This window comes from Brevibacillus sp. HD3.3A (assembly GCF_013284375.2).
GTDB classification, from domain to species: Bacteria; Bacillota; Bacilli; order Brevibacillales; family Brevibacillaceae; genus Brevibacillus; species Brevibacillus parabrevis.
In genome coordinates this window covers 5,574,717-5,590,948 of record NZ_CP085874.1, presented here as the reverse complement: position 1 = coordinate 5,590,948, position 16,232 = coordinate 5,574,717, and the positions used below count along the sequence as shown (strand labels likewise).

Here is a 16,232-nt window from a genome sequence, read left to right as displayed (position 1 = left end):
TTTCCCTTGTCTGTTTATGGATCTTCCGAGCGTTCGGGGCCAGGCTTTTGGTCGGGAGCCTGACGGTACTGATTAAATTCTCCGGTGAAGTGGGGGCGCGTCTTCATGGCCCACCATGGAGAGCGGTACAAAATGTCTTTCCATTCTTTTGGTTTGAGCGGGGAAATCCCGGACAAATACGGCACGCCGAACGAACGCAAGGTGCACAGGTGAACCACGATCGCAATGAGTCCGAGCATGACTCCCAACAGTCCGAGTGTGCCCGCGAGAAACATGATCGGAAAGCGCAGCAGTCTGACGGCCGTACCGACGCTGTACCGCGGCACCATGAAGTTGGCGATTCCGGTAATGGCTACGACAATGACCATCGGAGCGGATACGAGTCCGGCGTCAACGGCAGCCTGTCCGATGACGAGCGCCCCTACGATACTGACGGCAGCCCCGATTTGCTTGGGCAATCTTACTCCGGCTTCGCGCAAAGCTTCGAAGGTGATTTCCATCAAGAGCGCCTCGACCAGGCCGGGAAAAGGCACAGCTTCCCGGGAAGCCGCCATGCTGATCAGAAGAGACGTCGGCACCATCTCCTGATGAAACGTAATGATGGCTACGTACAAGGAAGGGAGCAATAAAGAGATCCCGAGAAACAGATAGCGCAGCCAGCGAATCGCCGTGCTGATGATATAACGCTGGTAATAATCTTCCGCAGCCTGAAAGAGAGCAAAAAACGTCACGGGAGCAATCAGGGCAAAAGGCGTGCCGTCAACGAGAATGACGACTCTGCCTTCCAGTAATGCGGAGCAAGCTGTATCCGGTCGTTCCGTATCTTTTAACTGCGGAAAAGGCGAGGCAGGATTGTCCTCAATCATTTCTTCTATATATCCGCTCTCCAAAATCCCGTCGATCTGGATGCGATTCAGTCGCGCTTTTGCCTCTTCGACCAAGGTCTGGTCGACAATTCCCTCCATATAGGCCACGATCACTTCCGTTTGCGTGTATCCCCCGATTTTCATGCGTTCCATTTTCAAAGCCGGATCTTTGATTCTGCGGCGGATTTGGGAGGTATTCACGTCCAGTGTTTCCGTGAAGCCTTCTCGCGGTCCACGTATCCCCACCTCTGCTGAAGGCTCCTCGATGTTTCGCTTTTCCCATTTGGCCAGACCAAGCGACAGCGCCCGTTCTTCTCCTTCCCACAGCAAGACGGGATTGCCGCTGCCGATTTCTTCAATACAGTCGGCAATCGTAGCAAGATTTTTGATGCGAGAGACAGCCAAAACCTGCTCAGCCATTTGCTCCATGTCAGGAAATTCGTTTTCATTTGCTTGCATGAGCGGCGTCAACACGTACTGATCTACGTCTTGAACGGTACACAGACCGCTAATAAACACGACATGCGCCTTGATTGTTTTCCCGATATAAAAAGGCCGAAAAATGACGTCCGAGCATTTGGAGTAGATGTCTTGCAACGTTTGGAGGTTTTCCTTCGTCTCTTTTGATAAGGTCAAATGAGCGTAGGGACTTGGGCTGTTTTGCCTGGCAGGTTCGAGTTTATGCTTGTTTGTTCTCCACCATTTTCGTCCGTTGCGATTCAAGCGAGGTCCTCCTTTCCGACACAGTGAGGCCAATTTTTGTTACTAGACAGTTTGTCCAATTATGAATTTTTATAATCCAACGCTGGCAGCTTTGTCGGCATTTTCACTGTTTTGCCCAAAAAAAGAACCAGCTGAATCGGTCAGCTGGCGCAAAAGGTATTCCCCAAGTTATTTGTTTAGACACTTCCATTTTATCAATAATGAATAATATTGTAAACTTTCTCATCAAATGGAATTGACCTCGTTCTGGTGACATCTTTCCATTCCTTGACATCACTGATTCGTACAGGTATCCTAACAAATATTACTCGCCGCTTTCCCCTGGCAAGGCGGGTGGTTTGTTGCCGGACCAAAGACGCGGGAACCGCGCTTGCAGCAGGCGGGTTAATGCCAAGTTTTCTATGTTGCAAAAGGATGTCACTATGCTATAGTGAATGACGAACGCAAACACTATATAGATGTAGAGAAAAGTTGGGAGCGGTGCTATGTTATCCTTCTTGAAGAGTTTAATGGGGAAGACGCCTACCACAAAAGAGGTGCGAGAACAGGTTCAGGAGGAATCCATTCTGTCCGCTTCTGATACCGAACAGTCTCATCAGGAAAAGCAAGGTCTACACAAAACATCTGCCGGCGTCATTACCACGCTGTCCCTGCATGAATCGTGGGAAGCGAATCTGGGTGCGCAGGAGAAATACGCGCTTTCCTTTATGGCACAGGAGCTGGAGCCGCTGCAGGAAGGGAACATTTCCCTCGCTGGAACAGCGCTCGTTCCGCATGATGATGGAATCGAAATCACGGCGTTTATTCGCAACAGTTCGGACCATCCAATCAACCTAAAGGAAATGACGCTGGTGGTATTGTTCGGGGATCAGCAGCTATTTACCCGCCAGACGTTTGACTTTAGCGAGATAGGGGAAATTCCGCCGCGATCTGCAAGACCGTGGTCGTTTGTATTTGCGCGTGAACACTTCCTGCAAGTGAACGTGCTGCTGGCGAACTGGAAGATTGCATTCGAGATGGCACAAAAGAAAATGGTGTTGCCACAGCAGCTGGAACTGGAAGAGTCCTGGATCAAGGCGCTGTCGAATGAACAAAAAAATTCCTTGATCGAGCTGGCGAAAACACTTCCTGCGCTCAATGAGGGAGAAGTAAATATCCAGGGTGTGCAAATTCGTCGCTCCGAGGAAGGCGCACTTCACGTCATGCTTTTGATTCGCAACGGCTCGCCGCAGTCTCTTTCCTTTGAAACGTTGCCGCTTGCTCTCTATGATGCGACAGGAGAAAAGGTGGCTGAAGGAGTGTTTGAACTGGGAAGCTTGACGGTGAATGCCAATACGAGCAAGCCATGGCTGTTTATTTATCCTCCGGAAAGCATTTTGCTGGAGCAGCCGGATCTTTCTCGCTGGCGAGTGAATGTTCCACAGCAAGCCTAGATTTGCATGAGCCGTATAGAAATGTTTATGATGAAGAGAGAGAAATTGCGTTCGGGTTCGGACGTGTGTGAGGAGGTAACACATGTTTTCTTTTATGAAGAATTTGTTTGGCAAGGAACAGGGCGAGAAAGCTCTGGATGAATTGAAGAAAGAAATTCAGGAAGAGTCGGCATTCGACATTGACGAACTGAAAGAAACCGAAGTGGAAGTGGAAAAGGAACAGGCGAAGACCAGCGCTCCGGCTAAACGCGAGAAAATCAAGACAGAGCTGTCGCTGCATCCTTTGTGGGAGCAAGAGCTGGATTCCGAGAAAAAGTACACGCTGCGCTTTTTGCAGGAGGAGCTTCCAGAAATCGCGCGCGGTTTGATCAGCGTGACGGGCTTCAGTATGATTCCCCAACCGAACGGCATGATCGTGACGATGTTCTTCCGCAATGCGACAGATAAGCCAGTTCGTTTTAAAACGATTGGTTTGGCGATCTATCTGGACGACAAGCCGTTTGCGCGGATCAGAATCGATCTGTCCGAGATGGGCTCGATTCCGCCGCATACGAGCCGTCCGTGGGAAGTGCTGTTCCCGGAAGAGTCCTATCTGCACGACAACTTCCAGTTCAGTCGCTGGAAAGTCGTGATGAAGGCAGGGAACCGCGCGCATATTTGGCCACGCACGCTTGAACTGGACCCGGAGATGGAGAACCGCATGACCGATCGGCAAAAGGATCGTCTGGAGAAGCTCGCCAATTCTTTGCCGCCAATCCCGGTGAATACCGTACAAGTTACGGGTTTTGATATCGGCAAAACGAAAGAAGGGCAACTGGTCGCTGCGATGCTGTTCCGCAATGGTCTGTCGACGGAGTATCGCCCTGAGCAACTGAAAGTAACGATTTCCGATACAGACGGGGATGTCGTTGCGCGAGGCGTTCTTGACGCCAGAAAGATCTGTGTCCAGCCTGGCAACAGTCGTCCGTGGCTGATCGTGTTCCCGCCGGAATTTGTGAAAAAGCCTGATGCCAATCTGCGTAGATGGATTCTTGACGTAGAGTAGACGCGTGATTTTTCTAAAGTGGGAAAGAGGAGGTTGACATATGAGTTGGTTATTGGAAAACTGGTTTGGTTCCAAAGAAAGCTTGGAGCAGGTACGAGAGGACATTCATGAGTATTTGCACAATGAATTTTACTTGGGCGTATCCGGTATTGAAAATCCGCAGCAGTCTGCAAACCGCGTGGAGTCGAAAGAGCTGTTCCTGTCGATGAACGGTCCGTGGGACGCGCAGCTGGACGAGGCCGAGCAGGAATTGCTGCAATATGTGCACGATGAGTTGCCGCCTGTAGTACGTGATGAGGTCGGTGTCATTCCGTTCTTCACACAGGCGACCGTAGAAGGCTATTTGGTGCTTGCCTACATTCGCAATGCGACAGACCGCAACGTACTGTTGCAAAAACTGCCGCTCTCTCTCGTAACAGCAGAAGGCGAAGAGGTGGCGAAAAAGACGTTCGACTTGATGACAAGCGGACCAGTCGATTCCATGTCCAGTCGTCCGGCGGAGTTTATGTTCCGTTGGGAAGAGTTTGACCGCATTCCGGAGCAAGAAGTACCGCTGACGATTGTGTATAAAAAGCCGCAAAAACAGCGACTCGAAGGAAGCCACGAGCTGAACATGGGGCTGAGTGCCAGTGAGCAAGAGCAGTATTTGCAAAAAGCAGCGGCAGAAGCTCCGGTAGAAGCTGGGCAGGTGGACTTGCAAGTTCTCGCAATCAAGCCGAACGAGGATAACGGTCTGAAAGTCGTTGTTGTATTCCGCAACGGTTTGGAGAAGCGTCTGGAGTTTACCGAGGTGCCGATCCTGGTGCACGACAAGGATGGCGAAGCGGTTGCCCGCGTCAACTACACCTTGCAAAACATGAAGGTGGAAGCGAACAGCCAGCGTGTCTGGGCATTTGACATCCCGTCCTCTTCGATTAAAAAAGCAGGAGTAGACGTGACAGAGTTGACTGCTTTCATTCCGCAAGCGCGCCAAAGAAAAAAACAGGAAACATACGTAGCGCCTGAAACCGAAGACAATAAAGGTCTGCTGCAGTAATGAACGAAACCCTTTTTGCCACTGGTGAAAAGGGTTTTTCTACTGCCAAAACGTTCCAAATATTGGGGAATTAGGGTTGCAATTCGCCCTTTTTATCCGCTATGCTAGGACGAGGAATATCATACTCGAATACCTTTTTGAACGTATTGGGATTGATTGCAAAAGTTTGCGGGTATTCATACGTTAAGAAAACCTTCCGCTAAAGCGCGGCCTTATGACGGAAACGGCTTCGACAGAGGTTTTCTTGCTGCATGATTTGCAGGGAGAGAGGGAAGGACTGTTTTTTATGAAAAAATCAATTCAAGTGACCGTCGCACTGGCGCTGCTGCTCACCGTCGCTCCTTTGGAAGCCAGGCAGGCACTCGCTGCTGCTCCTGCCTCCAATGACAGCTACCTGAGCAACCAGACGCACCTGAGTCAAATCAAAGCGGACAAGGCATGGTCAGTGGTGAACAGCAATCAGGCGATCACGATTGCTGTACTCGATACAGGGGCCGATTACAATCACCCTGATTTGAAGGGGAATTTGCTCCCTGGTGTTAACCTGGTCAATCCGGGGAAAAGTGCGCAGGATGACAATGGGCATGGAACAGAAGTCATCGGGGTCCTCGGGGCAAAAGGGAACAACGGGATCGGCGTAGCCGGGGTGGTCTGGAACGCCAAAATTTTGCCCGTCAAAGTCTTGAACAAAAACGCATCTACTACGGATGTTGACATGATCGCCAAAGGAATCAACGCCGCCCTCGATCGGGGGGCAAAGGTCATTTTGATGTCTTTTAGCAGCATGGCTTACTCCCGGGCTATGAAAAATGCGGTCGACCGCGCGGAACGAAACGGAGCGGTTCTGGTGGCGGCGAGCGGAAATGAGGCAAGCCGTGTCGCGTATCCGGCAGCGTACCCGACCGTAATTGCGGTGGGGGCGATAAACGGAAGAAACCAGGTCCTTTACCAGTCGAATACAGGGCCGGAGATGAATCTGGTGGCACCGGGGCTTAATGTGTATACAACCAAGCTCGGCGGCAAATACGGTTCGGTTTCCGGAACATCTGTAGCGGCGCCTCAGGTAGCAGGCGCAGCTGCTCTCATTCTGGCTCGTCATCCCAAGCTGTCTGCCCTCGACGTCAGGCAGATGCTTTATCAGACGGCGACAGATATTGGCGAAGGCGGCTGGGATCGGCAAGCGGGCTACGGTCTTCTGGACGTAAACAAGGCAGTGCGCAGTGCGCTGTCCAGCGACTTTTTGGAGCCGAACAACGTTTTGGAGAGAGCCAAGGCGTTTCCGATCGAAGCGCAAGTCCGCGGCAATCTGGGGCCAAACGATACGGTTGACTGGTTCAAGATGGACGTTCCTTACGATGGAAAAGTAAGTCTCACCGCATCGATCAACTCAGGCGTATCGTCAGCCATGTCAGCGACTTTTTATCCGGCAAATCGTCAGCCGGTCACTTACTATATCGGGAACGGGGATACGATAACGGTTCCTGCAAAAGCTGGGCGAATGAACATCAAGCTGGTGAGAAACGGTGGAGTTAATGCGTTTACTTATGTGCTGACGAGCAAATTCACCATCAACCCAGATCGGAATGAACCGAACAATACGATGGCTACGGCAAGGCCGCTGGTGGGCAACCAGATCAGCGTGACGGGCAATTTCCATGAGGAAGGGGATCAGGATTGGTTCTCCTACTATGTCCGCGAGTACGGGCATATGGACGTGACGGTCACACCTGATAACAAGCGGGTGGACTTGGTACTTGCCATCGGAAAGCAAGAGCCGGGAAAAAATACGGTCTGGGACCCGGTATACGATAACAGCGACAGGGATAATCCTTCCGAACGTGCAAGCAAGGACGTCTCGCCAGGAAAATACTACATTCGCGTCAGCGAGTATCAGCAAAATGCAATGAACGGCGAATATCGCCTCGATCTCGCCTTTACCCCGTTGAAAAAAGATGGGAACGAGCCGAATAATACGTATAGCAAAGCTGCTCCGCTTGCCAGTGGAGGAGTCATGTCAGGAACCATTCCGGCGTCGACAGATTCAGACTGGTTTCAATTTACATTGGATGCGGAATCGTACGTCACAGTTCGCGCTCCGTTCATCCCGGTAGCAAGCGGGTTTCACATTGCCCTTTACAATGAGAAAAACATGAACGTGGCGCTTGCTTCGACAACCGAAGTGGCAGAGCGGTCAGACCAAGGCAGTGAAATTTTCGGCATACGGCTGCCTAAAGGGAAGTATTTCGTGCGCATGAGCAGCATCGTGCCTTTCAAGTACGATTCCTACAAATTGACGCTCAGCCCGCAGCCGCTCATTTCCGGCTATCGGGATATTTCTAACCACTGGGCGCGTGCGCAAATCGCCAAGCTCAGCGACAAAGGCATCATCAAAGGCTTCGACGACGCAACATTCAAGCCGGATCAGGCAGTGACCCGCGCCCAATTTGCGACCATGCTCGTTTCGACGATGCGTGTCACCGGCTCGAAAGTAGCCAGTATGTACACGGGCAAGGACGTCTTTTCCGATTTGCCAAAAAAGCACTGGGCGTACAACACCCTTGGGGTAGCTTATCAGCTCGGAGTCTTGAAGGGGTATCCAAACAGTCAACTCAAGCCTGATCAGGCGGTAACGCGGGCCGAGATGGCCTCCATGATCGCCAGGGCGAAAGGGGTAGCTGTGAATAGCCGCAGCGTGTCCTCTTATCGCGATGTTCCGGTCAACTATTGGGCATCGCCGGCGATCGAGGCGTTGACGCAAAAAAAGTGGCTGAACGGATATGGCAAGACCTTCAAGCCTCAGGGAACCGCTACGCGGGCCGAGGTTGTTGTATTGATCGCCAAATCGTACCAAGTATAAAGAGGCTTGACCAGCTTGTGCAAAAGGCGCTGTCCATGCGCTACAGTCATCATCGCTCGCTTCCCGCAGGCGATTTCATCAACGTTTTGTACAGGCTGGCCTGCTTCGAACCGGAGTTGTGGGAAAAGTCTATTGACACCACCCCGAAAAACAATTATTCTATAATCCGTAATGGATACTCTTATCCAGAGCAGGCGGAGGGACTGGCCCTATGAAGCCCGGCAACCGACTAGAGCGGTGCTAACCAGCAGGACGGAAATCTGTTCTGGCCGATAAGAGGATGAAGGAAGCTAAAAGCGCTCAAACCTTTTCCTCCGAAAGATGGAAAAGGTTTTTTATTTGCGTTTACGTCGATAAAATCCTGACTCGGCTACCAAACTATTTGTATGAGGTCAAAGGAGGTATTTTCTCATGGCTTTGCAAAAAGGTCGTCGTCTGTTCACATCTGAGTCTGTAACCGAAGGACATCCGGATAAAATTTGTGACCAAATTTCCGACTCTATCCTGGACGCCATCCTGTCCAAAGATCCAAACGCTCGCGTAGCGTGCGAAACTTCTGTAACGACAGGTCTGGTTCTCGTAGCGGGTGAGATCACAACCAACACTTATGTAGACATTCAAAAGCTGGTTCGCGAAACCATTCGTGAAATCGGCTATGATCGCGCTAAGTTCGGCTTTGACGCTGACACTTGCGGTGTTATCACAGCAATCGGCGAGCAATCCGCTGACATTGCACTGGGTGTAGACCAAGCACTGGAAGCGCGCGAAGGCAAAATGACTGACGCTGAGATCGAAGCGATTGGTGCAGGTGACCAAGGTCTGATGTTCGGCTTTGCTTGCAACGAAACACCTGAGTTGATGCCATTGCCGATCAGCATGTCCCACCAACTGGCTCGTCGTTTGACCGAAGTTCGCAAAAACGGCACACTCGCTTACCTGCGTCCTGACGGTAAAACACAAGTAACGGTTGAGTACGATGGAGACAAGCCTGTTCGCATCGACACGATCGTTATCTCTACTCAACACGCTCCTGAAACAACTTTGGAGCAAATCAAACAAGACCTGGTTGAGCATGTAATCAAACCAGTAGTTCCAGCTGAACTTCTGGATGCTGAAACCAAATACTTCATCAACCCAACTGGCCGTTTCGTTATCGGCGGACCACAAGGGGATGCTGGCTTGACTGGCCGCAAAATCATCGTAGACACTTACGGCGGATACGCTCGTCACGGCGGCGGCGCGTTCTCCGGTAAAGATCCGACAAAAGTAGACCGCTCCGGTGCTTATGCTGCTCGCTATGTTGCGAAAAACATCGTGGCAGCTGGCTTGGCTGACAAGTGCGAAGTACAAGTAGCGTATGCGATTGGTGTAGCACAACCAGTATCCATCGCAGTTGATACTTTTGGTACAGGAACTGTTTCCGAAGAAGATCTCGTGAAACTCGTTCGCAAACATTTCGACCTGCGTCCAGCTGGTATCATCAAACAGCTCGACCTGCGTCGTCCTATCTACAAACAAACAGCGGCTTACGGCCACTTCGGACGCAATGACCTGAATGTTCCTTGGGAGCAAACAGACAAAGCAGAAGTCCTGAAGCAAGAGGCTGCTCAACTGGCAAAATAAGCACGGCAAAGAAAGAGCCTGGTAAAAGCTACTGGGCTCTTTTTGTTATGGGAAGAAATTTCCAATTATTGGTGAATCCTGATCAAAGGGAAAATGTAGGACTGTGTCGAATCTCCTAGTGAGGAAGTGAAGGAGGGGTTTCTTTGCCGAACAAAAGGCTCTTCCTGACAGTGTTTATCAGTTGTTTACTGTTGGTTGTGACGATATTGGGGCTTGGTGATTTGTACCAGTCAAAAAAGAATGCGCAAAAAGTGCAACCTTTTCCCCAAGTCGATACGTCTATAAGCATAAGCGAGACGGAAAACGCTGAGCCAAACGTCACGCGAAACGAAAAAGCAACGGTAAAGCCGCAAAAGTGGTATAACAATCAAGTCGTCGTCCTGACGTATCATCATGTGACAGATGCTGCAGGCCAACGTTACGTGATTGCGCCCGAACAATTCGCAGAACATATGGCATTTTTGCACGAAAATGACCTGCATCCCATTACGCTGGATGAGTTTTTGCGCTTTGTCGATACCGGGAGCTTGCCGACAGAAAATGCTGTCCTGATTACGTTTGATGATGGCTACGAAAGTTATTATACGAAGGCTTTTCCGATATTGCGTACATACGGCTACCCGTCAGTGAACTTCGTGATTGCAGGACGCTTGCGAGATGTAGCCGAACGAAAACGGGAGAACATGACGACGCCACTCACGCGTCAACAAGTCATGGAAATGCTTCACTCTGGCTTGGCTGATATTGGTTCTCATACCTACAGCCTGCATGAAGAGGAAGCGCGGAATGAATGGGGAGAGATGGGACCAGAGACTGCTCCCGTCTACTTGCAGGATGTAAAGCGATTAGAAAATGAAAAGGAATACAGGGATCGGCTCTATGTTGATTTCAGTATGTCTCGCGCAGGTTTGCACGGTTGGATGAGCAAGGACATTAAGGCGATTTCACTGCCTTTTGGCTACACGAATCCGATCGTTTTGGAAACAGCCCGACAAGCAGGGTATGAGTATGTGTTTACTTCTACGCCCGGTTTCGCCAAACGAGGGGTAGATCCTTTTGCCATCCCACGCAATGATGTGGGTCTGCGAGACGTAGATGAGGTCAAACTCCAACAGCTGTTCACGAAAGCGAAAAAAGAGTTCGAAGGAGAGCAATCATGAACAAAGCGATCGACATCAGCGTGCTGGATGGGGTGATCAAGAGAACCATTGAAACAGTAGAAACAAGTAAAACGCAAATTTTTGATATAGCCGAAGATGCAAGACAACAAGGCAACTCGCTAAAGTTTGATTTGCATGAGCTGAGGCAAGAAATTTCCAAAGTAATCCAAAAGGTCGATGCGTTGGAATTGGCCTATCGAAAGTCGCGCAACAGGCTTGTGCAGGTCAGCCGCAACTTTCACATGTACACGGAGGATGACATCCGTATCGCCTATGAAGAGGCAAGCCGCATCCAGGTGGAGCTTTCCATCTATCGCGAGCGGGAAAACAACTTGAAGCGCCGGCGCAATGATCTGGAGCGGCAATTGCGTACATTGGAAGAAACGATTGTACGCGCCGAGAAGCTTGTATCCCAGATGGGCGTGGTGCTTGGCTACCTGACTGGCGACCTGAGCAAGATCGGGGAAGCGCTGGAATCGGCCAAGCAGCATCAACTGATGGGGTTGAAGATCATTCAGGCGCAGGAAGAAGAGCGCAAACGTGTCGCGCGCGAGATTCACGACGGTCCGGCTCAATCGATGGCAAACGTCGTCTTGCGCTCCGAAATCGTCGAGCGCATGTTGAAAAACGAACGTATTCTGGAAGCGCAAATGGAGCTTCACGAGCTGAAAGAAATGGTTCGGTTAAGTTTGGCTGATGTAAGACGGATCATTTTTGACCTTCGTCCGATGGCTTTGGACGACCTCGGCTTGGTTCCCACTTTGCAAAAATACATTCAGACGTGCGAAGAACGTATCCGGGCTTCGATTGATCTGGTAGTATTTGGTGTGGAGCCACCGCTGCGCAGTTCCGTCAAGGCTGCAATCTTCCGGCTTGTTCAGGAGTGCCTGAACAACGTGGAGAAGCATGCAGGAGCTTCTTCGGTACAAGTGAAGCTTGAGTTTCTTCAGGAGTCGCTGAGTCTCGTCGTCAAAGACGATGGCGTTGGATTCGATCTGGAGAAGCGCATGGCAAACGGAAATTCCTTTGGACTGTTGGGAATGCGCGAGCGTGTGCAGCTGCTGGAAGGCAATGTGGACCTGCAATCAGCTCCGGGTGAGGGAACAAAGGTTATTTTCCAAATACCGTTAAAAATATGAACCGATACAGAATTATGTACACAGGGGGATGAAACATGGATAAAAGACAGCAAGAGCTCCGCATCGTGATTGTGGACGACCACCAATTGTTCCGTGAAGGAGTCAAGCGCATTTTGGAAATGGAAGATGACTTCAAGGTCGTCGGAGAAGGAGCGGACGGCGGAGAGGCTGCTTTGCTCGCCGAAGAGCACAAGCCGGATGTTTTGTTGATGGATATCAATATGCCAAACATCAATGGCGTCTCTGCTGCGGAAAATGTAATTTCTGTGAGTCCCTCTACGCGAGTGATCATGCTTTCTATTCACGATGATGAAGGATACGTTTACCGCACGTTGCGTTCCGGTGCATCGGGCTATTTGCTCAAAGAAATGGGCACCAGCGATCTGGTGGATGCCGTGCGCGTCGTAGCAAGCGGCGGCGCTTACATCCATCCGAAGGTAACGGGCAAGCTGATCGAGGAGTTCCGTCGTCTCAGCGAGCATGAAGGCAGCACAGAGCGAAGCTTCTCCGTGGATGATTCGCAAACGATCGATCCAAAAGTGATCGAGTCCCTGACTCGCCGCGAGCGGGAAGTGCTTCAACTGATGGCTGAAGGAAAGAGCAACAGGGCGATCGGAGAATTTTTGTTCATCAGTGAGAAAACTGTGAAAAATCACGTCAGCAGCATTTTGCAAAAGCTGAACGTTCAAGACCGCACGCAAGCGGTTGTCATCTCGATCAAAAACGGATGGGTAAAACTGTAGAATCCGTATGAGCGTCCAGTTGGCACCCTGTTCAAGCTGTTCGGCATACCTTTGTATAGGAGGGGGTATGACCGTGATGGAAGAACTGGTTGTATGGCTACTGGCGGCATTTGGCTTCTCCTCATTGCTGGTGATGATCGCTGATCGATGGGCCAGTCGAATGGACAGCGTGACAGAGCTTTCGCACGAGCATTACCGCTTGTTGGTGCACAATTCGGAGCAGGTGCTGGAGCGGGCGGTCAGAAGTTTGCTGTTTCGCTCCGAATGGAGTGGCAAGCCTGTCCGGATTACTTTGATAGATGAAGGATCTACCGATGATACATCCCGGATGCTATCGATTTTGACTCGCGAGCCGTACTGCTGTGGGGTGCCTGTAGCTGACAGCCAAGCCGAGCTGGTGGGAGCTATTGTAGTTGATCTGCGGAACAAGCAAGAAGGAGCCTGATGTTTTGTTTTCAGGCATATGGATGAACGAAAAGGACTGTCGAGGACATCGGCAGTCTTTTTTTGTGTTTGTGTGAAAAATGTCTCGGTCCTTTTCCTGACAGTCGATGGGGCTGCTTGCGGTCAGCGAGACGGTGATGCTGCGTTTTTGCTCGTGAAAAAGATTTGCTGACCCGTCTTGTCTTTTTGCAAACTGATGGTAAGAGGACAGGTGGAGAGCGGGGGAAGGCACATGCGCGAGTTTTTGCTGTACATCAAATCGGGCACAGAAGCAGTGTCGTCGGTTCAGACGTACGTGACACCGAGCTTTGCTGTCGACCAATCTTTTTGGCAGGAGCGAGAGAGCTGCATTCTGCACGTCATCGGCAAGACGTCATCGCTCGCTTTGGCCTTTTCCTTGCGGGAGCAAATAAACGAATACATACGCAAGCGGCTGGCAGAGCGGCAAAAGCTGACGGATGGAGTGGTCGCTGAGCTGCGGCATTTGGCTGTGGGGAAGGTTCGGGAGGCGAGTGTGCTGTATGGGCGGGAAGTGACCGACAGGGAGCGGGATGACAATCAAGTTTTCTGGCCCAGTGCGTTCGCTTGCATGAGGCAGCCGCCAAAAGACTGGTTTGCATGGAAGGTTGTAGAGTTCAGATGCGAAGTGCATGCTTGTCAAAAGGATGCTGAATCAGCAGGAGGGTACAAGATTTTCTCGCGCCATTCATTGCTTCGAAGAACTTCGCTCACAGCGGATGGAGCGAGCGCAAGCGTTCTCGGCAAACTGCTGGATGGACGAGCGCTTCTCTGGGAAGAGATCGAGACGCTTTTGTGCAAGCGAGGGGTAGAAGTTGGCGATTTGGCAGCTGTGCTGCATGAAGGAGTCCTCGCTGGCAAAGTGCAGTGGCTTCCAGGAGTGCGCATGGGAGTCGTCAGCAATTGGCGGCGCAAGCGACTGGTGCTTTTCTGTGAGCGATGCGGCAGCGAGGACAGAGCGTTGCAGCTGATATACTGCCATTCGTGTGAGCAAGGCTGCGCCTACTGTACGATATGCCTGGGAATGGGCAGGAGCAAGTGCTGCACGCCGTATATGTTGATTGCGTCAAGTGCCTCAGCCGACATTGGGAGAGAAAAAGGAATGGGGCAGCCAGCCAGGCTGGAGTGGACAGGGCGCTACTCGCAAGATCAGGCGAGAGCTGCCGAACGCGCTCGGCGGTTCGTAGCGGGCTCACATCCGGGGCGGTCGGAGTTTTTGATTTGGGCAGTGTGCGGGGCTGGGAAAACCGAGCTGCTCTTTCCTTCTGTCGCTGAGGCACTTTCGTCGGGAGGGCGTGTATTGATCGCTACTCCGCGAAAAGACGTAGTGCTGGAGCTGGCTCCGCGTATTCAGCGAGTGTTTCCCGAAGCGCGTGTAATTGCTGTCCATGGCGCCAGTGCCGAGAAATGGGAAGAGAGCGATATCACGATTGCAACGACCCATCAAGTCATGCGCTATCATCGCCGCTTCCTGCTGGTTGTACTTGACGAGGCCGATGCTTTTCCTTATCACAACAATCCTGTGCTTTATCGGGCGCTGGCGAGAGCAGCACACGAGACGGGCAAGCTGCTCTATTTGAGCGCGACTCCCCCGCTCTATTTGCAAAAACGGCTCGTTTCAAACGATCGTTCAAAATCAGCAAGTTCCGCGGCATTGCCGCTTGCTTCAGCCACTCATGTGCTTTTACCCGGTCGCTACCACGGCAAGCCATTGCCTGTGCCTGAGATTCTCACGATCAAAGGGTTGCACAAGCGCGTTCGGACGAAGCGAGCAGTGCCGCAGATGACGAATGCAGTCAAGCGTTCACTGGATGCCGAGCGGCAAGTTTTCGTCTTCGTTCCCCGCATTGATGACGTGGACGTGGTGCTTGCCTATTTGCAAAAGGCGATGCCGGATCGGTCGGAACAGATGGCGGGCGTTCACGCTTCCGACCCGTTGCGCGAGGAAAAGGTGCTCGCTTTTCGCAACAGACGCTACACGCTCATGGTGACAACCACGATTCTGGAACGCGGGGTCACCATTCCGAAGAGCGATGTGCTTGTCGTAGGAGCGGAGGCGCCCGTCTTCGATGAAGCCTCTCTGGTGCAAATTGCGGGGCGCGTGGGCAGATCGTTCGATGACACGGCAGGCTCTGTGCTTTTTTTGCAGGCTGAGCGCGCTGCGACCACGAAGCTGGCAGTCAGGCAAATCAGCCGAATGAACCAATTGGCGAAAAAGCTTGCGGAAGCTGGGGGGGATAATGCGTGACAATCCAGTCATGTGTGGCTTGTGGCGGACATTTGAATGCCCTGCAAAGAGAAGGGATTGTCCGCAAACGTGCACGATCTCTTTCCAGTTCAGCCGCCACTTACCCGGTCGTATATCGTTTGCTGCAAAAGCTCCAGGTGTGTGCAGGCTGCTTGGAAGCCCTGCCGTTCATCGGAGAGCAGATTTGTCGTCAGTGCGGGCGAGACATGTGCGGCGAGGTCATTTGTCGCGATGGATTGTGCCGCGATTGCGTAGATCGAGCGAGCGTGCCGTTGTCTAACAACCGCAGCCTGCTCCAATATGACGAGAAAGGAAAAAGTCTGGTCAGCCTGTTCAAATACCGTGGGGATGAGCGATTGGCTAGTTTTTTCAGTGCGCTTTTAACCATCGCGATTTACCGCTACCATACGCCTCCGCGTTTTACTTGCATCACGACTGTTCCGCTTCATCCAACAAGGCTTCGGGAAAGAGGCTTCAATCAGGTGGAGTTGCTTGCCAAAGCTTTGGGACACGCCATAGGAGTTCCGGTCAAAACGTTGCTGGAGCGAACGAAAGCGACAGAGAAGCTGAGCAAGCAAGGCGGGCGCGTGCATCGTGAGGAGAGCATGAGAGATGCTTTTGCGTGGGCGCAAGGGGCTGTGCTTGCAGACCTATCCTCTGCTTGCTCTGGCGGGGTCGCGCGAGTCAAGGTCAAGGGCGGGGCGAATAGTCCTGTAATGTCCGGCACTCCTCTGCGGGTTCTTCTGATCGACGATATATATACGACAGGCTCGACTCTTCGTTCTTGTGCCAGCACTTTGCGAGCACACTTGGGAACAGTTTGTGAAATTTATTCCTTGACAATATACAGATAGCCAGTTTGGTAAAATTACGTTATCATGGAAGCAATCAGCAGTT

At 51.6% G+C, this 16,232-nt stretch carries 12 protein-coding genes and 1 riboswitch; of the genes, 11 read left to right on the top strand and 1 reads right to left on the bottom strand.

Annotated features, from left to right (window positions below; genetic code table 11):
- Positions 1–14 precede the first annotated feature (14 nt).
- Complete coding sequence (locus HP435_RS26165; protein ID WP_122962630.1) at positions 15–1,589, bottom strand: spore germination protein; 1,575 nt, start codon at positions 1,587–1,589, stop codon at positions 15–17.
- A 485-nt stretch (positions 1,590–2,074) separates the two neighbouring features.
- Between HP435_RS26165 and HP435_RS26160 the strand changes: the two genes are divergently transcribed.
- The 11 genes from HP435_RS26160 (at position 2,075) to HP435_RS26110 (ending at position 16,189) form a co-directional block, all read left to right on the top strand.
- Positions 2,075–3,022 (top strand): accessory Sec system S-layer assembly protein, encoded by a 948-nt coding sequence (locus HP435_RS26160; RefSeq protein ID WP_122962631.1) that lies wholly within the window; start codon positions 2,075–2,077, stop codon positions 3,020–3,022.
- 82 nt (positions 3,023–3,104) lie between these two features.
- Complete coding sequence (locus tag HP435_RS26155; protein WP_122962632.1) at positions 3,105–4,067, top strand: SLAP domain-containing protein; 963 nt, start codon at positions 3,105–3,107, stop codon at positions 4,065–4,067.
- A 40-nt stretch (positions 4,068–4,107) separates the two neighbouring features.
- Positions 4,108–5,103 (top strand): SLAP domain-containing protein, encoded by a 996-nt coding sequence (locus HP435_RS26150; RefSeq protein ID WP_122962633.1) that lies wholly within the window; start codon positions 4,108–4,110, stop codon positions 5,101–5,103.
- A gap of 286 nt (positions 5,104–5,389) precedes the next feature.
- Positions 5,390–7,960, top strand: a complete 2,571-nt coding sequence (locus tag HP435_RS26145) for a S8 family peptidase (RefSeq protein ID WP_173599014.1) — start codon at positions 5,390–5,392, stop codon at positions 7,958–7,960.
- 178 nt (positions 7,961–8,138) lie between these two features.
- A riboswitch (SAM riboswitch) is annotated at positions 8,139–8,239 on the top strand.
- Between the two features lie 132 nt (positions 8,240–8,371).
- On the top strand, positions 8,372–9,583 hold the full coding sequence (metK, locus tag HP435_RS26140) for a methionine adenosyltransferase (RefSeq protein WP_122962634.1): 1,212 nt from the start codon (positions 8,372–8,374) through the stop codon (positions 9,581–9,583).
- Between the two features lie 143 nt (positions 9,584–9,726).
- Positions 9,727–10,743: a polysaccharide deacetylase family protein gene (locus HP435_RS26135; protein ID WP_122962635.1), complete on the top strand. Its 1,017-nt coding sequence runs from the start codon at positions 9,727–9,729 to the stop codon at positions 10,741–10,743.
- A complete protein-coding gene (locus tag HP435_RS26130; protein WP_122962636.1) occupies positions 10,740–11,882 on the top strand; it encodes a sensor histidine kinase in 1,143 nt (380 codons plus the stop codon). The genes HP435_RS26135 and HP435_RS26130 overlap by 4 nt, the downstream gene beginning before the upstream one ends.
- Before the next feature lie 35 nt (positions 11,883–11,917).
- Entirely contained in the window at positions 11,918–12,625 is a 708-nt protein-coding gene (locus HP435_RS26125) for a response regulator (protein ID WP_063230720.1), read from the top strand.
- A 67-nt stretch (positions 12,626–12,692) separates the two neighbouring features.
- Complete coding sequence (locus HP435_RS26120; RefSeq protein ID WP_229049761.1) at positions 12,693–13,070, top strand: glycosyltransferase; 378 nt, start codon at positions 12,693–12,695, stop codon at positions 13,068–13,070.
- Positions 13,071–13,301: 231 nt separating this feature from the next.
- A complete protein-coding gene (locus HP435_RS26115) occupies positions 13,302–15,335 on the top strand; it encodes an ATP-dependent helicase ComFA (RefSeq protein WP_173599013.1) in 2,034 nt (677 codons plus the stop codon).
- Positions 15,332–16,189, top strand: coding sequence for a ComF family protein (locus HP435_RS26110; protein WP_173599012.1), 858 nt, complete (start codon positions 15,332–15,334; stop codon positions 16,187–16,189). The genes HP435_RS26115 and HP435_RS26110 overlap by 4 nt, the downstream gene beginning before the upstream one ends.
- The last annotated feature ends 43 nt before the right edge of the window (positions 16,190–16,232 follow it).